At 69.8% G+C, this 21,498-nt stretch carries 20 protein-coding genes; 12 read left to right on the top strand and 8 right to left on the bottom strand.

The genetic code is table 11. The annotated features are described in order from the left end of the window. Positions 1 to 156: 156 nt before the first annotated feature. Positions 157 to 1,089, top strand: a complete 933-nt coding sequence (locus E1161_RS11525) for a heme o synthase (RefSeq protein WP_235874950.1) — start codon at positions 157 to 159, stop codon at positions 1,087 to 1,089. 80 nt (positions 1,090 to 1,169) lie between these two features. Here the strand turns inward: E1161_RS11525 and E1161_RS11520 are convergent, their stop codons facing one another. Further along, complete coding sequence (locus E1161_RS11520; protein ID WP_132622473.1) at positions 1,170 to 2,138, bottom strand: quinone oxidoreductase family protein; 969 nt, start codon at positions 2,136 to 2,138, stop codon at positions 1,170 to 1,172. Positions 2,139 to 2,321: 183 nt separating this feature from the next. Between E1161_RS11520 and E1161_RS11515 the strand changes: the two genes are divergently transcribed. Together E1161_RS11515 and E1161_RS11510 are read left to right on the top strand one after the other, a co-directional pair. After that, positions 2,322 to 2,639, top strand: coding sequence for a hypothetical protein (locus E1161_RS11515; RefSeq protein ID WP_132622472.1), 318 nt, complete (start codon positions 2,322 to 2,324; stop codon positions 2,637 to 2,639). A gap of 98 nt (positions 2,640 to 2,737) precedes the next feature. Further along, on the top strand, positions 2,738 to 3,241 hold the full coding sequence (locus E1161_RS11510; protein WP_235874949.1) for a GbsR/MarR family transcriptional regulator: 504 nt from the start codon (positions 2,738 to 2,740) through the stop codon (positions 3,239 to 3,241). A 205-nt stretch (positions 3,242 to 3,446) separates the two neighbouring features. Here the strand turns inward: E1161_RS11510 and E1161_RS11505 are convergent, their stop codons facing one another. The 5 genes from E1161_RS11505 to mptB all read right to left on the bottom strand — a co-directional run bounded on the left by E1161_RS11505 (position 3,447) and on the right by mptB (position 8,768). Beyond that, positions 3,447 to 4,397, bottom strand: coding sequence for a COX15/CtaA family protein (locus E1161_RS11505; RefSeq protein ID WP_207920187.1), 951 nt, complete (start codon positions 4,395 to 4,397; stop codon positions 3,447 to 3,449). A 62-nt stretch (positions 4,398 to 4,459) separates the two neighbouring features. Next, positions 4,460 to 5,305 carry an SCO6745 family protein gene (locus E1161_RS11500; RefSeq protein ID WP_132622471.1) on the bottom strand — a complete coding sequence of 282 codons (846 nt, stop codon included), beginning with the start codon at positions 5,303 to 5,305 and terminating at the stop codon, positions 4,460 to 4,462. A 150-nt stretch (positions 5,306 to 5,455) separates the two neighbouring features. Continuing rightward, positions 5,456 to 6,172 (bottom strand): ABC transporter permease, encoded by a 717-nt coding sequence (locus tag E1161_RS11495; RefSeq protein WP_132622559.1) that lies wholly within the window; start codon positions 6,170 to 6,172, stop codon positions 5,456 to 5,458. Positions 6,173 to 6,246: 74 nt separating this feature from the next. Continuing rightward, entirely contained in the window at positions 6,247 to 7,179 is a 933-nt protein-coding gene (locus tag E1161_RS11490; protein ID WP_132622470.1) for an ABC transporter ATP-binding protein, read from the bottom strand. Positions 7,180 to 7,190: 11 nt separating this feature from the next. Further along, positions 7,191 to 8,768 (bottom strand): polyprenol phosphomannose-dependent alpha 1,6 mannosyltransferase MptB, encoded by a 1,578-nt coding sequence (gene mptB, locus E1161_RS11485; RefSeq protein WP_235874948.1) that lies wholly within the window; start codon positions 8,766 to 8,768, stop codon positions 7,191 to 7,193. Positions 8,769 to 8,853: 85 nt separating this feature from the next. Between mptB and E1161_RS11480 the strand changes: the two genes are divergently transcribed. The 7 genes from E1161_RS11480 to E1161_RS11450 all read left to right on the top strand — a co-directional run bounded on the left by E1161_RS11480 (position 8,854) and on the right by E1161_RS11450 (position 15,451). After that, positions 8,854 to 9,672 carry a helix-turn-helix transcriptional regulator gene (locus tag E1161_RS11480; protein ID WP_132622469.1) on the top strand — a complete coding sequence of 273 codons (819 nt, stop codon included), beginning with the start codon at positions 8,854 to 8,856 and terminating at the stop codon, positions 9,670 to 9,672. Then, entirely contained in the window at positions 9,669 to 11,126 is a 1,458-nt protein-coding gene (sufB, locus tag E1161_RS11475) for a Fe-S cluster assembly protein SufB (protein ID WP_132622467.1), read from the top strand. Before E1161_RS11480 ends, sufB begins: the two co-directional genes overlap by 4 nt. 1 nt (position 11,127) lies before the next feature. After that, positions 11,128 to 12,312 (top strand): Fe-S cluster assembly protein SufD, encoded by a 1,185-nt coding sequence (gene sufD, locus E1161_RS11470; RefSeq protein WP_132622465.1) that lies wholly within the window; start codon positions 11,128 to 11,130, stop codon positions 12,310 to 12,312. A gap of 54 nt (positions 12,313 to 12,366) precedes the next feature. Further along, a complete protein-coding gene (sufC, locus tag E1161_RS11465) occupies positions 12,367 to 13,140 on the top strand; it encodes a Fe-S cluster assembly ATPase SufC (protein WP_132622463.1) in 774 nt (257 codons plus the stop codon). After that, entirely contained in the window at positions 13,137 to 14,453 is a 1,317-nt protein-coding gene (locus tag E1161_RS11460; RefSeq protein ID WP_132622461.1) for a cysteine desulfurase, read from the top strand. The genes sufC and E1161_RS11460 overlap by 4 nt, the downstream gene beginning before the upstream one ends. Positions 14,454 to 14,474: 21 nt before the next feature. Beyond that, positions 14,475 to 14,915: a Fe-S cluster assembly sulfur transfer protein SufU gene (gene sufU, locus E1161_RS11455; RefSeq protein WP_132622459.1), complete on the top strand. Its 441-nt coding sequence runs from the start codon at positions 14,475 to 14,477 to the stop codon at positions 14,913 to 14,915. Between the two features lie 131 nt (positions 14,916 to 15,046). Continuing rightward, complete coding sequence (locus E1161_RS11450; RefSeq protein WP_132622457.1) at positions 15,047 to 15,451, top strand: metal-sulfur cluster assembly factor; 405 nt, start codon at positions 15,047 to 15,049, stop codon at positions 15,449 to 15,451. Between the two features lie 150 nt (positions 15,452 to 15,601). On the opposite strand, the gene E1161_RS11445 is transcribed toward E1161_RS11450, so the two are convergent. Together E1161_RS11445 and E1161_RS11440 are read right to left on the bottom strand one after the other, a co-directional pair. Continuing rightward, positions 15,602 to 17,437, bottom strand: coding sequence for a GGDEF domain-containing protein (locus tag E1161_RS11445; RefSeq protein ID WP_132622455.1), 1,836 nt, complete (start codon positions 17,435 to 17,437; stop codon positions 15,602 to 15,604). A gap of 334 nt (positions 17,438 to 17,771) precedes the next feature. After that, a complete protein-coding gene (locus E1161_RS11440; RefSeq protein ID WP_132622453.1) occupies positions 17,772 to 18,977 on the bottom strand; it encodes a lycopene cyclase family protein in 1,206 nt (401 codons plus the stop codon). Positions 18,978 to 19,037: 60 nt separating this feature from the next. On the opposite strand from E1161_RS11440, the gene E1161_RS11435 reads away from it, so the two are divergent. Further along, on the top strand, positions 19,038 to 20,549 hold the full coding sequence (locus tag E1161_RS11435; RefSeq protein ID WP_132622451.1) for a deoxyguanosinetriphosphate triphosphohydrolase family protein: 1,512 nt from the start codon (positions 19,038 to 19,040) through the stop codon (positions 20,547 to 20,549). A 208-nt stretch (positions 20,550 to 20,757) separates the two neighbouring features. Continuing rightward, positions 20,758 to 21,432, top strand: a complete 675-nt coding sequence (locus tag E1161_RS11430; RefSeq protein WP_207920186.1) for an acVLRF1 family peptidyl-tRNA hydrolase — start codon at positions 20,758 to 20,760, stop codon at positions 21,430 to 21,432. Positions 21,433 to 21,498: the final 66 nt, after the last annotated feature.

Genomic DNA, 21,498 nt, shown 5'->3' with positions numbered 1-21,498 from the left:
CCGTGACCCCTGTGAACAGGCGCACTCGCACCCGCGCGGGACGGGCTTCAGTAGCGCGACTACTATTGCTTAACGGTTCGGTTCCGTTCTTCGGGAACCGGTGAGAGCGTGCTCGGCAAGTGCGGGGAGTGTCATGTCGTCGGTGAGCGCAGCGTCGTGACCACCGCCGCGCAACTTGCCAGTCAGCCCGCCCGCAAGGTCGCTGACCTGATCAAAGCCTATCTGGGGCTGACCAAGCCCAGGGTCATCGAGCTGCTGCTGGTCACCACCATCCCCGCCATGCTGCTGGCCGTGCGCGGCATCCCATCGCCTTTCCTGGTGCTGGCCACGCTCGTCGGCGGAACCATGGCCGCGGGCAGCGCCAACGCGCTCAACTGCGTGGTCGACGCCGACATCGACCAGGTGATGAAACGCACGCGGGCCCGGCCGCTGGTGCGGCACACGGTGTCCAACCGGCACGCGCTGATCTTCGGCGTCGGCTTGGGCGCGGGCTCGTTCCTGGTGCTGTGGGCGGCCACGAACTTGCTCGCAGGCGCGCTCGCCGTGGCCACGATCCTGTTCTACGTCTTCATCTACACGATGGTCCTCAAGCGGCGGACCGCGCAGAACATCGTGTGGGGCGGTGCTGCCGGCTGCATGCCGGTGGTGATCGGTTGGGCCGGGGTGACCGGCCGCATCGACTGGCCCGCGCTGGTGATGTTCGGGGTCGTGTTCTTCTGGACGCCGCCGCACACGTGGTCGCTGGCGATGAAGTACAAGGACGACTACGAGCGCGCCGGTGTGCCGATGCTGCCGGTGGTGGCGCGTCCGACCGCGGTGTCCCGGCAGATCGTGCTGTTCACCTGGCTCATGGTGGTGTGGACGCTGTTGCTGGTCCCGGCGACCGGCTGGCTCTACGCCGCTTTCGCGGTGGTCTCCGGTGCGTGGTTCATCGTGCTGGCCCACCGCCTGCACGGTGCCACCAAGCGCGGCGTGCCCACCAAGCCCATGCGGTTGTTCCACATGTCCAACACCTACTTGATGATCGTGTTCGTGGCCCTCGCGGTGGACTCGGCGCTCAGCCTCCCGGTCCTCGGCTGGCCATGGTGACCCGCTGACCGACCGCACACCGCTTCGCGCGGGGTTCGACACCGGAGCTCCGGCGCCGAACCCCGCGCGAGGTCTGCTGGTCAGGGGAGGATCAGGAGCTTGCCGGTGGTCCGACGGCCTCCGAGGTCCTCGTGGGCCTTGCGGGCATCGGCCAGCGGGTAGGTGCCGTCGATGCGGATGTTGATCGTGCCGCTGACGATCCAGTTGAAGACGTCGCCCGCGCGCCAGTCGAGCTCCTCGCGGCTGAGGAGGTGGTGACCCAGCGACGGCCGGGTCAGGAACAGCGAACCGCTGGAGTTCAGGCGCTGCGGGTCGACCGGCGGGACCGGGCCGCTGGAGGCGCCGAAGAGCACCAGCGTCCCGCGCGGGCGCAGGCTCGCCAGGCTCGCCTCGAACGTGGACTTGCCGACTCCGTCGTAGACCACGTCCACGCCGCGTCCGTCGGTGAGGTCGTTGATCTCGGCGGCCACGTCGGCTTCGGTGTAGCGGATGATCTCGTCCGCGCCGGCCTCGCGGGCGAGCCGTTCCTTCTCGTCGGTGGAGACGGTGCCGATGACGTTCGCGCCCTTGAACTTGATCAGCTGGGTCAGCAGCAGCCCCATGCCGCCGGCCGCCGCGTGGACCAGCACCGTCTCCCCGGTCTTGACCTCGTGCGTCGAGGTGATCAGGTAGTGCGCGGTCATGCCCTGCAGCATCGCCGCCGCGGCGACGTCGTCGGCCACACCTTCGGGGACCTTGACCGCCGAGCTCGCCGGGACCAGCGCCTTCTCGGCGTAGCTGCCGGGTGCCGTCGCCCACGCGACCCGCTCGCCGACCGCGAACCCGTCGACGTCCGGACCCACGGCGACGATCTCGCCCGCGCCTTCCGAACCAGGGGTGAACGGCAGCTGCATCGAGTACAGGCCGCTGCGCTGGTAGGTGTCGATGAAGTTCACCCCGGCGGCGGCGACGTCGACCAGCAGCTGACCGGGGCCGGGCTCGGGCACCTCGACCTCGCCGAGTTCGAGGACCTCCGGACCGCCGTTGGTCGCCACCCGAATCGCGCGCATCTGTTCTCTCCTTCGCAGGGCTAGCTTCATGGCCGTCAGGAGCAACGCGACGGCCGCCGTCGATCATCCCGCCCACGACCACCGCCTCCCATCTTCGGGTGCGAGCCGCTGAAGCGCCCGAGATCGAGTGTCGTGCGCAACGACGGGTTCTGCCCCGGGGCGGGACCTGTTTAGGATCCCGGCATGACAGCCGAGAAGGACACCGAGCAGAGCACCGCGCCGACTCCGAAGGCCCTGTCCGTGGCCAAGGCGTTCGTCGCCGACCACGGTGGGTCGGCCCGCGCGGTGGTGGAGAACATCGGCCGTGCCGGCGCCCGGGTGGTGCTGATCGGCGAGGACGGCCGCCTCGGCGACGTCATGGTCACCAGCCCCGCCGTCGGCGAAGCCCTGGTGGAGGCCGTCGACGGCCTGACCCTGAACGAGTGGGACGCCGAGACCACCGCGGCCCTGAAGATCGGTGCCGCCCACCGCCGCAAGATGGCCGGTCCGCGCGCCAACTGACCTGGCATCCCGGACACGCCGCCGCCACCGGCTGGTCGAGTCGTTCGCTGTGGTTTATGTTTTCAGCGGATACTGAACTCGATCTAGAGGGAGGCGGCGTGCCCGAGGCCGAGGAATACCTGCAGCGGACCGACCGGCCCGCCATGTCGGAGTGGATCGAGCAGATGGCGGCTCACTTCGAAGCGACCGAGGGCATGCCGCTCATCGCTGGCCGCATCCTGGCGTTCCTGCTGATCTGCGACCCGCCGGAGCGCACTGCCAACGAGCTCTCCCACGCCCTGGCCGCCAGCACCGGATCGATCAGCACCAACGTCCGCCTGCTGATGCGCCTCGGCGTGATCTCCAAGACCACCCGCCAGGGCCGGGAAGCCGCCCTCTACCAGGTGGAGGAGGACCGATGGCCGGCGCTGGTGCGCCAGCGCATGGAACGGGTCACCGACCTCGAAGAGCTCACCGCCACCGGCCTGCGCATGTTCAGCGGCCAGGGCGAACGAGCCCGCCGCCTGCGCACCGTCAACGAGTTCTACAAGTGGCTGTCCGGGGAGATGCCCGAGCTCTGGCGGCGCTGGGAAAGAGAGGGCAAGCCCAAGCTGAAGTTCTGAACCGTTGTACCGCAATTGTTTTGCCTGGCGGTGCGGGTGGCGGAACCTCAGCGGCCCTCTGGCTCCGGGATCCGAGACTTGTGCATGCCAACGGCTGTCCTCCCCGGAGAACCGCTGAGAACCCGCCGCGGTGCGAGTTGCGAGGGTGGTCTCGCACTCTCGCGGCTACGCCGCTTGCGGCAGGTCGAAAGACGGTTCCTCGCGGTCACACCGCCACGGACTGCTGGGGTTCGGTGACCTCGGGGTGCGGGAGCGGGCCGCGGTGGCGGGACTCGGTCCACAGGATCGCCGTCGTGATGATCACGCAGGTGGCGGCGGCGACGTGCAGCACCACCAGGACCTCCGGGACGCCCAGGAAGTACTGGACCGAGCCGATCGCGCCCTGGACGAGGACCATCGCGCACGCCGCGACGTAGGCCTTGATCAGCGCCTTGGTGGGGCGCGCCGAGCGCAGCCACACGCCGAAGACCGCCAGCATCAGCACGTAGGCCATCACCAGCAGGCCGTGCAGCTGGACCAGGGTGGCGACGGCGAAGCCCAGGCGAGGCGTGCCCGGGTCACCCGCGTGCGGTCCGGCGGCGGTCACCAGCGTTCCCGCCACCAGCACCGCGGCGGTGACCACGACCAGCGCCGCCAGCAGCCGGCGCATCGGCCTGGTGACCACGGCCAGCGGGGCGCGGTCGCCCTCGGTGGTCGCCTTGACCAGCATCGCGGCCAGCCAGATCAGGACCGCCGAGGCCATGAAGTGCACCGAGACGCTCCACCAGGCCAGGTCCACCAGCACCGTCAGACCGCCGATGATCGCCTGCGCGACCACGCCCAGCGGCATGATCAGCGCCAGCAGCACCAGGCGCTTGCGGTGGGGGCGGCAGCGCCAGGCGGCCACCAGGCAGGCCAGTGCGATGAAGCCGACGACACCGGTGAGCAGCCGGTTGCCGAACTCGATCACCTGGTGCAGGACGGCGACCTCCGCGTGCGGCATCGGGACCATGCTGCCCGGGAAGCACTGCGGCCAGGTCGGACATCCCAGTCCGGAGCCCGTCACGCGGACGGTCGCACCCGTCACCGAGATCAAGGCCTGCGTCACCAGCACGGCGATCGCGAGGATCCGCACGGTGCGCGGTGACGGGCGGGAGATCCAAGTAGGTAGCGCCACGACCGAATGGTATTCCGCGCCTAGGACCAACCCGCCCGCAGGTCACGCCTGTGAAAGCTCGATCACTTGAACAGCCCGGCAGGCAGGGCTCCTGCTTCGGCGAGTGCCTTGCTGAGCTTGCCGCCCTTCTCGACCAGGGTCGCGGTGCGCTCCTCGCCGAGGTGCTGCCACGGGGCCAGGGCCATCTCGTCGGTGCGGAGCTCGATGGACTCGCGGAACTGCTTGCCCTCCTCGGTGAGCTCGCCGTCGGCGTCGATCAGGCCGCGCTCCCGCAGCTGCTCGCACGCCTCGGCCCACTCCTGCTCCGACCACTCGCGCAGCGTGCGTGCGGCTTCCGGGGTGAACCCGCCGCGCATGGTGCTGTGCAGCACCAGCGACTGGACGCCGGAGATGCCTGCTTGCTGCAGGGCGGCGATGTGGCCGTCGCCGCGGAACTCGCGCAGCAGCGTGATCGCGTGCCACAGCTTCAGGTGCGGGGTCTCCGGCCAGTCCAGGTCGGCGTGCGCGGCGTAGAGCGGTTTGCCGTCCGGGAGGCACCCATCGGAGGCGATCCGCGCCAGTTCCGCGCACTCCACGACGTCCTCGGACGCCAGCACCTCGTCACCGAGCAGCCGGTGGTACGCCGCGTCCACGGCGTCCAGGCGGGCGTCGAGGACCTCGGCGGGAGGGACGATGTCCCAGGCGGCCGGGATCGACTTGGCGACCGAGACCGGGTTGAAGTTGTAGAAGGTCGCGGCCACCACACCGGCGCTGACCGGACCCATCGCGGCGGAACGTCCCGCGTAGTAGCTCATCCGGCCGGGCTTGAGACCGAGCTTGGTGAAGCGGTCTTCGGCCTCCGGGGCGAAGTAGATCATCGCGTGGATCAGTTCGAGGGATGCCTTGGCATGCCGAGCGATCTTCGTCATGCCCGCCACTCTAGAAGGAACAGCGGGGTTTTCTGCTCATCGATGCCAGAGCGCTACTTCACACCTGCTGGCTCTGGGAGCGTCGGATGCGCGGCGCTGCGGCGCTACTCGCCAGCGGAGGACCAGCCACCGGTGCTCGCCCGGAATTCCTCAGGTCAGCCGGGTCGTGCGGAGCGCCGTCGCTCCGCAGGCGAGGCCCCAGGCGAGCAGGACCAGGATCGGCTGCGCGCCCGGCAGGGCGCTGTCGACCAGGACGGCGTCGAGCGCCTCGGCGAGCGCGCCCGAGGGCAGGAGCCCGGCGATGACGGCGAGCGGACCGGGCAGGTCGTCGGCGGGCAGTGCCAGGCCCCCTGCCAGCAGCAGCACGAACCAGATCGCGTTGGCCAGCGCGAGCACGATCTCCGGGCGCAGCGCGCCGCCGACCAGCACACCAGCCGCGCCGAACGCGAGCGTGCCCAGCACCAGCAGCCCGATGCCGGGCAGCAACCCGGTCAGTGCCGGTGACCAGCCCAGGAACAGCGCGGTCGCGCTCAGCACCACGGCCTGCAGCGCCACGACCAGCAGGGTGGCCAGCACCCGGCCGGAGATGAGGGTCCAGCGCGGCAACGCCGTCGCCGAGAGCCGCTTGAGCACGCCGTAGCGGCGGTCGAAGCCCAGCGCGATGGCCTGGCCGGTGAACGCCGTGGACATCACCGCCAGCGCCAGGATCCTCGGCATCACCGAGTTGACCCGGGGTTCGGGCAGGTCGCCGATGTGGATCGTGCTCATGCCGATAAGCAGGGCGATCGGGATGAGCAGCGTCAGCAGGGCCTGCTCGCCGTGCCGGACGATCAACAGCGTCTCGATGCGGGTCTGGGCGGCCAGCATCCGCAGCGGCCTGCCGCGGCCGGGGGAGGGGGCGAAGGTTCCGGCGGGGAACCGGTCACCGAGCTCGGCGGCGGTCACGATCGAAGCTCCCGTCCGGTCAGGTCCAGGAAGACGTCCTCCAGGCTGCGGCGGGTGACCCGCAGCTCCTGCGCCAGCACGCTGTGCTGGGCGCACCAGGCGGTCACCGTGGAGACCACCTGCGGGTTGATCTCCCCGCGCACCACGTAGTCGCCGGGCCGCAGCTCCTCGGCGTTGTAGCCCTCGGGCAGCGCGGCCAGGAGCAGGTCCAGATCCAGCGCGGTCTGCGAGCGGAAGCGCAGCTCCTGCTTGCCGTCGGCGGGGGCGGTGAGCTCTTCGGCCGTGCCGTCGGCGACCGCGCGGCCGTGATCGACGATCACCACCCGGTCGGCCAGCGCCTCGGCCTCGTCCATCAGGTGCGTGGTCAGCAGCACGCTCACGCCGTCCCGGCGCAGCGCAGCGACCAGGTCCCACACCATGCGGCGCGCCTGCGGGTCCAGCCCGGCGGTCGGCTCGTCGAGGAACACCAGCTCCGGCCTGCCGATGAGCGCGCAGCCCAGCGACAGGCGCTGCTGCTGGCCACCGGAGAGCCGCTTGTAGGAGGTCCGGCGCACCGATTCCAGCCCGAGCACCTCCAGCAGCCAGGCCGGGTCGAGCGGATTCGCGGTGCACGCGGCGACGAGGTGCAGCATCTCCTCGGTGCGCACGCCCGGGTAGGCGCCGCCGCCCTGCGGCATCACGCCGATGCGGGGTCGCAGCTGCTCGCCCTGGGTGCGCGGGTCGAGGCCCAGCACGCGGACCTCGCCGCGATCGGGACGTTGGAAGCCCTCGCAGATCTCCACCGTGGTGGTCTTGCCCGCGCCGTTGGGGCCCAGCAGCGCGAGCACGCTGCCGCGCGGCAGGCACAGGTCGAGCCCGGCGACCGCGGTGGTGTCCCCGAAGCGCTTCTCCAGCCCGCGCAGCAGGACGGCCGGACTCTCGTTGCTCACGGATTCACAGCCTATTGCGTGACGGGCCGAACACGGCCGAGGGTGGGCCAGAGGGCGGGCATGCGCTTCCTCACCAGCAGCAGGATGATCGTGAAGGCGATGAGCGCGGCGCTCACGGCGAGCGGAACCTGGTAGGCGCGCAGCAGGAATCCGGCCCCGGTCGGCGGGACCACCAGGGACACGGCCGCGCAGATCACCGTCGCGGTGACCCGGAACCGGGAGCTGTTGGTCGACAGCGCCAGCGGCACCACCGACCACAGCAGGTACCAGGGCCACAGCACCGGCACCGCCAGCGCCAGCGTGAGGAACGTCGCGCCCATGGCCACCAGCGGCTGGATGCGGCCGCGGAAGGACAGCCACAGCATCCACAGGCACGCGGTGGCCACCACCAGATAGCCGATGATCTTGGTGATGGCCAGCATCGCGTCGGTCTGGTTGCCCAGTCCGAGCAGCGTGGACACCCCGCCGCCGGTCATGCCGAACGCGGTCAGCGGGGCCATGAAGGTCTTGACCCGGTTGGGCACGTCGAACGTGTCGATCCAGCCCAGGCCCCAGCCGCTGCCCACGGTGATCACGGTCATGGTCGTGAGGAACACCGCGCCGAGCAGGCCGCCGATGCGGAGCAGGTCGCGCCATCGGCCGCCCCGCAGCAGCACCAGGCAGATGCCGAAGAAGCCGAGCGCGATCCAGCCCGGTGGTTTGATCGCACCTGCGATGGTCAGCAGCACGCCGGCGGCGACGGTCCCCGGAATCGTCTGGAACCGCAGGCCCAGCTCGATGGCGGTCAGCATGATGCCGACCATCAGCGCCTCGTTGTGCATGCCGCTGATCACGTGGAACAGCACGATCGGGTTGGCCACGCTGAGCCACAGCGCGGCCGTCGGGTGCACGCCGCAGCGGCGGGCGAGCCGGGGGATCGCCCAGATCGCCAGCGCCAGGCCGCACAGCATCACCACGCGCCAGAGCAGTACCCCGAAGATCACGTTGTCGCCGATGATCCGCGAGACGAGCTGCCCGAACATCAGGAACAGCGGCCCGTAGGGCGACGGGGTGTCGCGCCATATGTTGGGCACGTTGCTGGTGAACGGGTGATCCACGCCCAGCCCGATGACCGGGCTCACCAGGTACGGGTTCAGCCCGCGCGCGGCCACCTCGCTCTGCGCGAGGTAGCTGTACATGTCGGTGCTGAACAGCGGTGGGCACAGCGCCAGCGGCAAGGCCCACATCGCGGCGGTGCGCGCCAGCTGGCCGACGGTGAGGATGCGTTCGCGTCCGGGCAGGCACAGCCGCCCCAGCCACAGCCAGGCGGCGACGATCATCAGCATCCCGAGCCAGCAGATGGCCATCGCCACCGTGGGCATCCGGGTGAGCAGGCCGAGCAGGCGGGCGCCGTAGAGCGGGTTGATCACCGGGTTGGCGCCTGCGCCGAACGCTCCGGCGGCGAGGATCAGAGATCCGGTGGTGCCGAAGCGGCGGATGTGGTCGAGCTGCCTCCGTTCGGCATGGTCGATCGGCAACGTGCTGGTCCGTTCGGAGGAGTCCGATCCGGTGAGCAACGCCGCCTGGTTCGTCGTTTCGCCTGCAGCCACGAGGACGAAGCCTAATCGCGTGAGTCAGGTCACGTACCCGCCCCGCGCTCTGGTGCCTGCGATCGAAATAGGTAACATTCGTGTTGTGAAAAAGGTCGGGACGTCGAAGCCGACCGCAGCCGCCACCGAGACGGGGCCTGCGGGCCAGCTCGGCACGGCTGCGCAAGGCGACGGCCGGACCCGTCACACGGTTGCGCGGTTGCTGCTGGAACGGGGGCCGATCACCGCTGCTGCGGTGGCCGAAGAGCTCGGGGTCAGTCCCACTGCGGTGCGCCGGCACTTGGACGTGCTGGTCGCCGAAGGTGAGGCCTACACCCGGGAGTCCTCTCCGCGAGGCCGTCGGGGTCGTGGCCGACCTGCCAAGCTCTACCTGCTCACCGAGTCGGGCCGAGCGAGGTTCGGGCACGCCTACGACGACCTGGCGGTGGCGGCACTGCGGTTCATCGCCGAACACGAAGGGGAACAAGCGGTGCGCGAGTTCGCAGAGCGGAGGATGGCAGCCCTCGTGGCCCATCACCGCGACGCTCTCGTGGCCGCTCGGAACCCGGCCGAGCGCGCGGAGGTACTGGCCGACGCGCTCACCAGGGAGGGCTACGCTGCCTCGGCGCGCAGCGTCGGAAGCGGCGAGCAGCTCTGCCAACACCACTGCCCGGTGGCGCACGTGGCTGCGGACTTCCCGCAGCTGTGCGAAGCCGAGACGGCGGCGTTCGCCGAAGTCCTCGGCACCCACGTGCAGCGGCTGGCCACGATCGCGAACGGTGATGCGGCCTGCACCACGCACGTACCAACCGCGCGGTTGACGGCTCCGGGTCAGAGCCCGGACGCCGAACAGACCTCTGCCGGTTCGGTCCCGAAGGACCGGCAGAACACCGCCCCGATTCCTGCTGGAGGGGAGTCCGTATGACTGCCGCTGCGGAGCAGCGCAATCCCACCACCGACGGTTCTGGTCAGCTCACCCAGGAAGAAACCCTGGCGACGCTGGGCAGCTACGAATACGGCTGGGCCGACAACGACGTCGCGGGCGCAACCGCCAAGCGAGGTCTGTCTGAGGACGTCGTCCGCGACATCTCGGACAAGAAGAGCGAGCCCGAGTGGATGCTCGAGACGCGCATGAAGGCCCTGAAGCTGTTCGACCGCAAGCCCATGCCGAACTGGGGCGCGGACCTGTCGGGCATCGACTTCGACAACATCAAGTACTTCGTGCGGTCCACCGAGCAGCAGGCCCAGACCTGGGACGACCTGCCCGAGGACATCAAGAACACCTACGACAAGCTGGGCATCCCGGAAGCGGAGAAGCAGCGGCTGGTCGCGGGTGTCGCCGCGCAGTACGAGTCCGAGGTCGTCTACCACCAGATCCGCGAGGACCTGGAGGCCCAGGGCGTTCTGTTCCTGGACACCGACACGGCCCTGCGCGAGCACCCGGAGATCTTCAAGGAGTACTTCGGCTCGGTCATCCCGGCCGGTGACAACAAGTTCTCCGCGCTGAACACCGCCGTGTGGTCGGGTGGCTCCTTCATCTACGTGCCGCCGGGCGTGCACGTCGACATCCCGCTGCAGGCCTACTTCCGGATCAACACCGAGAACATGGGCCAGTTCGAGCGGACGCTGATCATCGTCGACGAGGGTGCCTACGTGCACTACGTCGAGGGCTGCACCGCTCCGATCTACTCCAGCGACTCGCTGCACTCGGCCGTCGTGGAGATCGTCGTCAAGAAGGGCGGCCGCTGCCGCTACACGACGATCCAGAACTGGTCGAACAACGTCTACAACCTGGTGACCAAGCGCGCCAAGGCCGAAGAGGGCGCGACCATGGAGTGGGTCGACGGCAACCTCGGCTCCAAGGTCACCATGAAGTACCCCTCGGTGTTCCTGATGGGCGAGCACGCCAAGGGCGAGGTCCTGTCCGTCGCCTTCGCGGGCGAGGGCCAGCACCAGGACGCCGGCGCGAAGATGGAGCACCTGGCGCCGCACACCTCCTCGACGATCGTCTCCAAGTCGATCGCCCGCGGTGGTGGCCGCACGTCCTACCGGGGTCTGGTCAAGGTCGCCAAGCGCGCCCACCACTCCTCGTCGAACGTCAAGTGCGACGCGCTGCTGGTCGACACCATCAGCCGCTCCGACACCTACCCGTACGTCGACGTCCGCGTGGACGACGTGACCATGGGTCACGAGGCGACGGTGTCCAAGGTCAGCGATGACCAGCTGTTCTACCTGATGCAGCGCGGTCTGACCGAGGACGAGGCCATGGCGATGATCGTCCGCGGCTTCGTCGAGCCCATCGCGCGCGAGCTGCCGATGGAGTACGCACTGGAACTGAACCGACTGATCGAGCTGCAGATGGAAGGGGCCGTCGGCTGAGATGAGCACCACCAAGACCGACGACGCCGCTCAGCACGGCCTCGCCGAGCACTCCCACGGGGGGCCTGTCGTTCCGCAGGCCTCCCGCGGCGAGCGCTTCTGCTCCTACGACGTCGAGGCCTTCGAGGTCCCGGGCGGCCGCGAGGAGAACTGGCGGTTCACCCCGATGAAGCGGCTCAAGGGCCTGCACGACGGCTCCGCCACCGCCACCGGCAACCTCAAGATCGAGGTCACCGGTGAGGCGACGGTGGAGACCGTGGGTCGCGACGACGCGCGCATCGGCAAGGGCGGCGTGCCCGCCGACCGCGTCGCCGCCCAGGCCTGGAGCGCCTTCACCGAGGCCACCGTTGTGACCGTGCCCAAGGAGACCAAGCCCGCCGGGCCGATCACCGTCACGATCGACGGCCCCGGCGCGGACCAGGTCGCCTTCGGCCACCTGCAGATCCACGCCGAGCAGTTCGCAGAAGCCGTGGTCGTCATCGACTACCGGGGCTCGGGCACCATCGGCGACAACGTCGAGTTCGTCGTCGCCGACGGCGCGCAGCTGCGGGTCGTGTCCATCCACGACTTCGCCGACGACGCCACGCAGGTCAGCTCCGAGCACGCCACCCTCGGCCGCGACTCGGTGTTCCGCCACTTCGCCGTCACCCTCGGCGGTGACCTGGTGCGCGTGAACACCACCGTCAACTACGCCGACAAGGGCGGCGACGCCGAGCTGCTGGGCATCTACTTCGCCGACGCGGGTCAGCACCTGGAACACCGCATGCTGGTCGACCACAGCGTGGCCAACTGCCGCAGCAACGTGCTCTACAAGGGCGCGCTGCAGGGCGATTCGGCGCACTCGGTGTGGATCGGCGACGTGCTCATCCAGGCCGCCGCCGAGGGCACCGACACCTACGAGCTCAACCGCAACCTGGTGCTGACCGAAGGTGCGCGGGCCGACTCGGTCCCGAACCTGGAGATCGAGACCGGCGAGATCGAGGGAGCCGGCCACGCCAGCGCCACCGGCCGGTTCGACGACGAGCAGCTGTTCTACCTGCAGGCCCGGGGCATCCCGCAGGACCAGGCCCGCCGCCTGGTCGTGCGCGGCTTCTTCGGTGAGCTGCTGCAGAAGATCAACGTGCCCGAGGTGCGCGAGCGCCTCGAGGCCGAGATCGAGGAAGAGCTCGCAGTCGTCGGCGCCTGAGCGCCACGATCGATTCCAGACTTTCGGCACCACACACCAGGAGAACGAGAAGAAATGGCCACCCTGGAGATCAAGGACCTGCACGGTTCGGTCCTCACCGAGGACGGTCCGAAGCCGATCCTCAAGGGCGTCAACCTGACCATCGACTCCGGTCAGATCCACGCCATCATGGGGCCCAACGGCTCCGGCAAGTCGACCCTGGCCTACGCGCTGGCCGGTCACCCCAAGTACCAGATCGACTCGGGCACGGTGCTGCTCGACGGCGAGGACGTCCTGGAGATGTCCGTCGACGAGCGCGCCCGCGCGGGCCTGTTCCTCGCGATGCAGTACCCGGTCGAGGTCCCGGGCGTGTCGATGTCGAACTTCCTGCGCACTGCCGCCACCGCCGTCCGCGGTGAGGCCCCGCAGATCCGGCACTGGGTCAAGGAGGTCAAGAAGGCGATGTCCGACCTGGACATCGACCCGTCCTTCTCCGAGCGCAGCGTCAACGAGGGCTTCTCCGGCGGTGAGAAGAAGCGGCACGAGATCCTGCAGCTGGACCTGCTCAAGCCGAAGTTCGCGGTGCTCGACGAGACCGACTCCGGTCTGGACGTCGACGCCCTGCGCGTCGTCTCCGACGGCGTCAACCGCTTCAAGGAGGAGGGTGACAAGGGCGTTCTGCTGATCACCCACTACACCCGGATCCTCAAGCACATCACCCCGGACCGCGTGCACGTGTTCTCCGACGGCAAGGTCGTCGAGTCCGGTGGCGCCGAGCTCGCCGACGAGCTCGAGACCAACGGTTACGTGCGGTTCATCGGCAAGAAGGAGGCGGCCGCCCAGTCATGACCCAACAGCCTCTTCGCACCACTGGTGGGAGTACCGCAGCGGACGTGGCTGTGCCCCTGGACGTCCGGGAGATCCGCGCGGACTTCCCGATCCTCGGGCGCACGATTCGCGACGGCAAACGCATGGTCTACCTGGATTCCGGGGCGACCTCGCAGCGGCCGCGCCAGGTGCTCGACGCGGAGCGCTCCTTCCTGGAGACCTCCAACGCCGCCGTGCACCGCGGCGCGCACCAGCTGGCCGAGGAGGCCACGGACGCCTATGAAGGCGCGCGAGAACGCATCGCGAACTTCGTCGGTGTCGGGGATGACGAGGTGGTGTTCACCAAGAACGCCACCGAGGGCGTGAACCTCGTCGCCTACGCCATGAGCAACGCCGCGACGGCCGGGGCGGAAGCCGAGCGCTTCCGCCTCGGCCCCGGCGACGAGGTCGTGGTGACCGAGATGGAGCACCACGCCAACCTGGTGCCGTGGCAGCAGCTGTGCGAGCGCACCGGCGCCACGCTGCGCTGGTTCGGGGTCACCGACGAAGGCCGGCTCGACACCTCCGACGCCGCCTCGGTGATCTCCGAGCGGGCCAAGGTCGTGGCCTTCACCCACCAGTCCAACGTCCTGGGCACCGTCAACACCGGCGAGGACATCGTCCGCCGCGCCCACGAGGTCGGCGCGCTGGTCGTGCTCGACGCGTGCCAGTCGGTGCCGCACGCACCCGTGGACTTCAAGGCCATGGGCGTGGACTTCGCGGTGTTCTCCGGGCACAAGATGCTCGGCCCCTCCGGGGTCGGCGTGCTCTACGGGCGGCGCGAGCTGCTCGACGCGATGCCGCCGTTCATCAGCGGCGGCTCGATGATCGAGCTGGTGCACATGGAGCGCTCCACGTTCGCCCCGCCGCCCCAGCGGTTCGAGGCGGGCGTGCCGATGACCTCGCAGGTCGTCGGGCTCGGTGCGGCCGTGGACTACCTCAACGCGGTGGGCATGGACCGGGTGGCCGCGCACGAGCACGCGCTCACCGAGACCGCGCTGCGCGAGCTCAGCGCGATCGAGGGCGTTCGGATCATCGGGCCCACCAGCACCGAGAACCGCGGTGGCGCCGTGTCCTTCGTGATCGACGGCGTGCACCCGCACGACGCCGGCCAAGTGCTCGACGACCAAGGCGTGGAAGTCCGGGTGGGCCACCACTGCGCGTGGCCGCTGCACCGCCGGATGGGAATTCCCGCGACCGTCCGGGCGTCGTTCTACCTGTACAACGAACTGGATGAGGTCAAGGCGTTGGTGGATGCGGTGCGCGAGTCGCAGCGCTTCTTCGGGGTTGCCTGACCCTCGACCGAGGATCGCGACATGCAGCTTGAGCAGATGTACCAGGAGATCATCCTGGACCACTACCGCAACCCGCACCGGCACGGGCTGCGGGAGCCGTTCGACGCCGAGTCCTTCCAGGTCAACCCGACCTGCGGGGACGAGGTGACGCTGCGGGTGCGGTTGACCGGTGAGGAAGAGACCGCCATCGTCGAGGACGTCTCCTACGCGGGACAGGGCTGCTCGATCAGCCAGGCGGCGGTGTCGGTGCTGACCGACCTGGTCGTCGGCAGGCCGTTGAAGGAAGCCCTGGAGACCGAGGCCGCGTTCAACGAGCTGATGCACGGCCGAGGCAAGATCGAACCGGACGAGGACGTGCTGGAAGACGGCATCGCCTTCGCCGGTGTGGCCAAGTACCCGATGCGCGTGAAGTGCGCCTTGCTCGGCTGGATGGCCTTCAAGGACGCGGTCTCCCGAGCGTGAGTTCGGAGGTGTGCGGAGATGTGCGTAGCGGTGCGGGTAGCAGGACCTGAGCGGCTCCGTGGATTCCGCGCGCCGCTCTCCGCCGCTAGGCCTGACGGCCAGTCCATGCCAACAGACTTTCAGGAGGCAATGTGAGCGACGAGACCCAAGTGCAGGACGACGTGGCGCGCACTGCCGACGCCCTGCCTGAGCAAGACGCCCCGGCGGCCGAGATCGCCAAGCTGGAGGACGTCGAAGAGGCCCTCCGCGACGTGGTCGACCCCGAGCTGGGCATCAACGTCGTCGACCTCGGCCTGGTCTACGACGTGCGCGTCGAGCAGGACAACTCCGCCACCGTGGACATGACGCTGACCTCGGCGGCCTGCCCGCTGACCGACGTCATCGAGGACCAGGCCCGCGCCGCCCTGTGCGGCGGACCGGGCGGTGGTCTCGTCTCGGACTTCCGGATCAACTGGGTCTGGATGCCGCCGTGGGGTCCGGAGAAGATCACCGAGGAGGGGCGCGAGCAACTACGAGCCCTCGGCTTCACGGTCTGATCTTCCTCGCATCCCGTGGCGTGCCGGGCCTGACGTTGAGAGGCCCGGGTCGCGTCGGTTTGGGCGATCCCCGCAGCACCCCGGTTCCCCGGGAGCTGCGGGGATCGTTGTTCCTGGTGGTGTAGAGGCGGAGTTCTCCGAGGCGGCGCTTCAGTACCCGTAGTGCATCTGCTCGGGGTCCTGGGTGGGGAAGCCCATGGGCGGCGACGGCGGGGGCCCCTGCGCGGGTGGAACCGGCGGTGGTGGGGTGCTGGTCAGTTGTGGTGCCTGAGCCGGGGGTGCTCCGGCGGAGCCCTGGCCCCTGAGGACCTCGATCCGCTCCGAGCCCGGCCTGGACATGACCCAGCTCGACCCGATGAGCTGCTTGGCGTAGTGCTTCAGCGGGGCGAGCTTGCTCGATGCCTCGTCGTAGTCGGAGACCGTCTGCGTGGTGCACACCAGCGTGGCCAGCGAGACGGTGATCTCCACGTCGCCCGCGGTGCGGGACGTGCCCAGCACCGAGTCGGCCAGCGTGACCAGGTCGTCCAGGTCGGCGACCAGCAGGAAGTCGTCGCCGCCCACGTGACCGACCTGCACCGACCTCAGCGATGCCGCCGCGTCGGTGAGGCTGCGCCCGATCGAGCGGATGACGTCGTCACCGGCGGAGAAACCGGCCGTGTCGTTGACCGACTTGAAGCCGTCGATGTCCAGCCAGCTCACCGCGAAGATCTCCCCGGCGGCGATCCTCCGGGCCACGTCGCGGGCGATCGCGTCGCTGCCCGGCAGGCGGGTCAGCGGGTTGAGCGCGGCGGCCTCCTCGACCTTCATCTCCGCCATGCCGCGGATCAGGTCACCTGCCCGAACCGCCCCCAGGCAGCGGCCGGCCTCATCGACCACGATCGCGTCGTCGTACATCCGGTACTGGTCGGAGCGGGTGACCATGCTCAGCGCTTCCATCGCGGTGGTGCCGGTGTTGACCACGCGCGGCTCGTCGGCCAGCCGCGAGGCCGGGCGCTTGGCGTGCAGCGCGTGCCCGTACGGGCCGGTCACCGCCAGCAGGAAGCGGTTGCGGTCGATGGTGTGCCTCGGCCGGTTGTGCTCGTCGACCAGCACGACACCGCTGATCCCGGTGTGATCGGCCAGCACCTCGCGCACCTTGTCGGCGGTGACGTCCATGGACAGCACCGTCGCGGGGGAGAGGAACTCGGTGACGCGCGGGCCGCTGGCGAGGGTGCTGACCGACGGCGAGTGCGGATCGGTGACCTCGGCGGCCACGCCCGGAACGGTGCTCGTCGTCGGTGGCCTGCGTCCGGCCGGTGCGAGCAGGTTGCCTTGCACCAGGCGCACGCCGTTGCGCCGCAGGGCGTTGAGCTGGCGGTCGCTCTCGACGCCTTCGGCGACCAGCTGGCTCTCGGTGGCCTCGCACAGGTGGCGGACGGACTCGACGACGGCGACCCGGGCCGGATCGTCGGGCAGTCCCTGCACGACCCCCCGGTCGAGCTTGATGGTGGCCGGGCCGATGTCACCGATCAACGTCAGCGGGATGTCTCCCTCACCGACTCCGTCGAGGGCGATCTGGAAGCCCTCCGAACGCAGCTTGCCGACGCCCTCCAGCAGCTGTTCGGGGTTGATCCGGGCGAACGGCGGCCCGATCTCGAGGGTGATCTCCTGCTCGCGCCTGCCGACCTCGCGCAGCTTCTCGCGCAGCAGGCTCAGCCGGTCGTGGTCGTGGACCACGGTGCCGCCGAAGAGGTTCACGTGCAGCGGGAGCAATGATTCGTGCTCCGCCGCTGCCTGCACGGCGTTCACCGCCAAGTCCACATCGAGCTCGGTGAGCCGACGAAGGCGCGCCGCTTCCCGGAAGAGGTCCTGGACGTGCGCGCCCGCCGGCCGGGCCAACGCCTCGATCGCGACGATGGCACCGGTCTTGATGTTGATCAATGGCTGGAACGCGAAGCGCACTTCGTCCACCAGCGCGAGCACGGAGTCGATGTTGCCCCGACTCATGCTTCTCCAGCGACCGTGTTCACGATCTGTTCACCGACATCTCAGCTCCTCCTCGTCGGCGGAGCGCCGCCATTCCCGCCGACCAACTTAGCGTGCTTGAGCAGCAACTAACATCAGCCGGACGAACGGTGCATGGCACCGGGCATCTCGATCCGAGTCTGCCTGATCACACTGCGTAGACAACGGCCAGAGCCTATCGGGTAAAGGCCTGCACGCAGCGTGAACGTTTTGTGAATAAGGCGACTCGAAAAACAGCTTTGTGATTTGTGCGTCCCGCGATCGACGCAGAAGCGGATGCCGATTCCCCGTTTGTTCATCGAAGAATTGACGCAGATCAACTTCCGCCGAGACCGTGTTTCGCTGCGGGATGCCCGAACGACATACCGCCCAGCACGATCCTACGGCGGACGCTCCACGGGACGCGGGCGAACAGCGCCGACATGGCGCGCGCCGTGCCCGCTGAGGTGCCCTCACCCGACAGGAATTCGATCCGGTGCGCCTCGGGAAGCGTGAAGAACGCTTCGAAGAACTCCGGCACCAGTTCCGGCGGCAACGACAGCAGGGCGCGCAGCGACCGCTGCCGCAGCACGTGCGCGGCCAGCACGTCCGGCGGCCACAGCACCTGCCAGCCCGCTCGCGCAGCGGTGGCAGGACCCGGCGTCACGCCTGCCAATCCACCGGACAGCGCCGCCGCCAGCCATGGGGCGCGGCGCAGCGCCCGCGCGACGCTGAAACCGCTGGCCGGGTGCACGAACCCGGCCGCGGCACCGAACGGCACGACCCGGCCCGGACGGGGCAGCGGGTCGTCCACCGGGAACCGCACCCGCTCCTCGCCCAGCCGCGACTCGGGGTCGATCCCGGCATCGGCCAAGCGCCCGGCGAGCCTGCGGCGCAGCAGGGCCAGCGGGAGCGCGGGACGGCGGGCGAGGGAGGTCTCCTCCAGCAGCACATGGTCGGGCCCCACCCGCACCGCGTACAGGAACGTCGGCCAGCCGCCCCGGGTGCGCGGCGCCGAACGCCAGTCCATGAACACACCCTCGCGGGGACCGCAGAACGCCTCGGCCGTGGCCGAGTCCACGATCCAGCCCACGGCGGTCTGCTGCGCTGGCGGGTGCGCCGGTCGTCCTCCGGACAGCGCTCGCGCAGGTCCGGTGGCGTCGACGACCACGCCGGCCGCGAGCCGCCTGCCGTCCTTGAGGATCAGCGTGGAGCCGGTCGGGCCGTGCTCGGCGGCGACTGCGCGGCCGGTCACCTCGGTGACGTCGCCGCGCCACAGGTGCTTCCACAGCGCCGTGTTGTCCAGCACCGCGTAGGGGCGCCGCCACACGTGGGAGCTCGTGCCGTGCAGCTGAACGCGGTCCACCACCGTCGACAGCGCTGCGACCTCGGGCGGCAGCTCGTCGGCCCAGGAACCGAAGGTGCTCGCCCAGCCGCTGCGCGGCGCGGGGTCGACCAGCGTCACCGCCAAACCGGCATCGCTGCAGGCCGAGGCGGCGGCCCGACCAGCAGGTCCGCCTCCGACCACCACGACATCCGCCACCCGATCATCAGATCACGCCCGCCATGGGGCTCGCGTGGTGGCCGCCGATACCTTGACCGCATGGAGGAAGTGCAACCACGCGCCGCCCGCCGCAGCGATCGCACCGGGCACACCGTGCCGGGTGACCTGGCCGCGAGCCCGTTCCGCGCGGACCGCGACAGGATCTCCGCCTCGGCCTTCTTCGCGCGGCTCGGCGGCGTCACCCAGGTCGTCAGCCCGTCCGGATCCGGCCTGCTGCTGCACAACCGCCTCACCCACAGCCTCAAGGTCGCACAGGTCGCTCGCGCCATCGCCGAACGACTGCTGGCCGACCCCGTCACCAGGACCGAGCTCGACGAGCTCGGCGGATGCGATCTGGACGTCGTGGAGGCGGCCGGGCTCGGCCACGACCTCGGACACCCGCCGTTCGGGCACCTCGGGGAGGGCGTGCTGGACCGGCTGGCGCGCGAGCGCTTCGCGCTGCCCGACGGATTCGAGGGCAACGCCCAGACCTACCGCGTGGTCACCCGCATCGACGTGCGCGGCGTGGAGGGCAAGGGTCTGGACCTGACAGCCGCCGTGCGCTCGGCGCTGCTGAAGTACCCGTGGACCCGGAACTCGCCGGTTCCCCACCAGGCGGCCGAACTGCCGCGCGGTGCCTCGGAGCCCGCCGGGGCGCCGGGCACCGGGGCGGCGAAGTTCTCCGCCTACAGCACCGAGCTCGACGACCTGCTCGATGCGCGCGTCCCGTTCGAGGAGGTCGTTCCGGACTGGCAGCAGACCGTCGAGGCGTCGATCATGGACACGGCCGATGACATCGCCTACGCGATCCACGACCTCGAGGACTTCCACCGCGTCGGGATCCTGCAGTTCACCTCCGTGCACCACGAGCTGCAGGAATGGCTCGGCCACAGCGTGGAGTTCGCTGCCGAGGAGCACGTCGCCTCCGGCGACTCGCGGCCCGGTGCCTCGCTGGAGCTGCTGCGCCGCCGCCTGCACGCCAAGGACGGTTGGATCGCCGACGACGAGGTATTCACCGACGCGGTGAAGAAGGCGCGCACCGAATTGGCGGTCGACCTGCTGGAGGTGCCCTTCGACCGCTCCCAGCAGGCGGAGCAGGCCGTTGCCAGGTTCTCCGCGGACTGGACCCGGCGACTGGTCGAGGGCGTCCGCGTCGACCGCGCCGTCCACTCCCGCTCCGGCCACGTGGCGCTCGCGCCCGAGCAGTGGCACGAGGTGCAGGTGCTCAAGTTCGTGCACCGGCACTTCGTGCTGCAACGCCCGGACCTCGCCCTGCACCAGCGCGGCCAGGACAGGTTGATCAGCAACCTGGTCGAAGCCCTCGACGAGTGGCTGATCGACGAGGTCGAGGTCGCTCCGCACCGGTTGCGCGACCTGTTCGACCTGGCCCGCGAGGAGTTCGATGAGCTGCCGCGCGAGATGCTGCCCGAGGGGGTCGACCTCACGACGCTGGCGCGGGGCCGCGCGGTGATCGACTTCATCGCCTCGCTCACCGACGACCAGGCCGCTGCGCTGCTGGAAGCGCTGTCGGGACGCACCACGCAGCTGTGGAACGACACCTTCGTCTTGTAGGGAGTTCCTGGTCTTCCTGCTGGTCGGTGCGGGTAGCGGAACCTGATGCGTCGGCTGGTTGCGGGATGCTGGTGTGAGTCCTCTGCACGGCTCAACGGCTGTCTCGAGCCAGCGTCGTGTCAGAAAATCCCCCGGCGGTGCCAGCTGAGAGGGTGGCCGGGGCTGCTCGCGGCTACGCCGCTTGCGGTCGAAGTGGAACGGAGTCGGGATGAGCAGGGTTCGCGAGCTGGCCGGCGGCGGCCGCGCGGTGGAGGTGGCTCCGGGCCGGGTCGCCGGGTGGTTCGAGCGCTTCGCCGCCTCCCACGGCGGTGCCACGAGCACGCTGCTGGCACCGCGAACGGTGCTGGTCATCGCCACCGACGGCGCCACGGCGACGGTGCAGGTGCCCTTCGGTCCGCTTCCGGCACCGCACGGCGAACACCCCGGCCTGGCGGTGTCGTCGCTGGTGGAGCACGTGTTGGTGTCCCGCCGGATCGGGTTGGTGCTGGTGCGGCTCGGCGCGCACAGCATCGGTGTCGCCGTCGACGGCGTCGTGCAGACCTCCACCACCGACCGGCACCTGGTGCACGGCCGGAACAAGGCGGGCGGCTGGTCCCAGCAGCGCTTCGCACGCCGCCGCGAAGGTCAGTCGGCTCGCTCGCTGGCCTCGGCCGCCGACGCGGTGGCCAAGGCCCTGCTCCCGGTGGCCGCGGAACTCGACGCGCTCGTCCTCGGCGGCGACCGGCAGGCGCTGCAGGCGTTGCGCGAGGACAACCGGCTGACCAAGCTGTTCGACCGCGCTGAGCAGCGCGTCCTCGACGTGCCCGAACCGCGCCGCGCGATCCTCGACGAAGCCGCCAAGCGGGCCGTCGCGGTGGAGATCGAGGTTCGAGACCCGCAGTGAGGTTGAACGCAGGCGGAATCCGCTGGATCCCGACCGGTAGACTCGACTCCGTGGTCAGCAAGCGAA

The organism is Saccharopolyspora aridisoli, from assembly GCF_004348445.1.
Classification (GTDB): domain Bacteria; phylum Actinomycetota; class Actinomycetes; order Mycobacteriales; family Pseudonocardiaceae; genus Saccharopolyspora; species Saccharopolyspora aridisoli.
This window is presented reverse-complemented; position numbering and strand designations above follow the sequence as displayed.

Coding starts and splice junctions, on each gene's coding strand:
- E1161_RS11460 (WP_132622461.1), top strand. CDS start 13,137: ATGACCCAACAGCCTCTTCGCACCACTGGTGGGAGTACCGCAGCGGAC.
- E1161_RS11515 (WP_132622472.1), top strand. CDS start 2,322: ATGACAGCCGAGAAGGACACCGAGCAGAGCACCGCGCCGACTCCGAAG.
- E1161_RS11445 (WP_132622455.1), bottom strand. CDS start 17,437: ATGAGTCGGGGCAACATCGACTCCGTGCTCGCGCTGGTGGACGAAGTG.
- sufU (WP_132622459.1), top strand. CDS start 14,475: ATGCAGCTTGAGCAGATGTACCAGGAGATCATCCTGGACCACTACCGC.
- sufC (WP_132622463.1), top strand. CDS start 12,367: ATGGCCACCCTGGAGATCAAGGACCTGCACGGTTCGGTCCTCACCGAG.
- E1161_RS11435 (WP_132622451.1), top strand. CDS start 19,038: ATGGAGGAAGTGCAACCACGCGCCGCCCGCCGCAGCGATCGCACCGGG.
- E1161_RS11520 (WP_132622473.1), bottom strand. CDS start 2,138: ATGCGCGCGATTCGGGTGGCGACCAACGGCGGTCCGGAGGTCCTCGAA.
- E1161_RS11430 (WP_207920186.1), top strand. CDS start 20,758: ATGAGCAGGGTTCGCGAGCTGGCCGGCGGCGGCCGCGCGGTGGAGGTG.
- sufD (WP_132622465.1), top strand. CDS start 11,128: ATGAGCACCACCAAGACCGACGACGCCGCTCAGCACGGCCTCGCCGAG.
- E1161_RS11500 (WP_132622471.1), bottom strand. CDS start 5,305: ATGACGAAGATCGCTCGGCATGCCAAGGCATCCCTCGAACTGATCCAC.
- sufB (WP_132622467.1), top strand. CDS start 9,669: ATGACTGCCGCTGCGGAGCAGCGCAATCCCACCACCGACGGTTCTGGT.
- E1161_RS11495 (WP_132622559.1), bottom strand. CDS start 6,172: ATGCTGGCCGCCCAGACCCGCATCGAGACGCTGTTGATCGTCCGGCAC.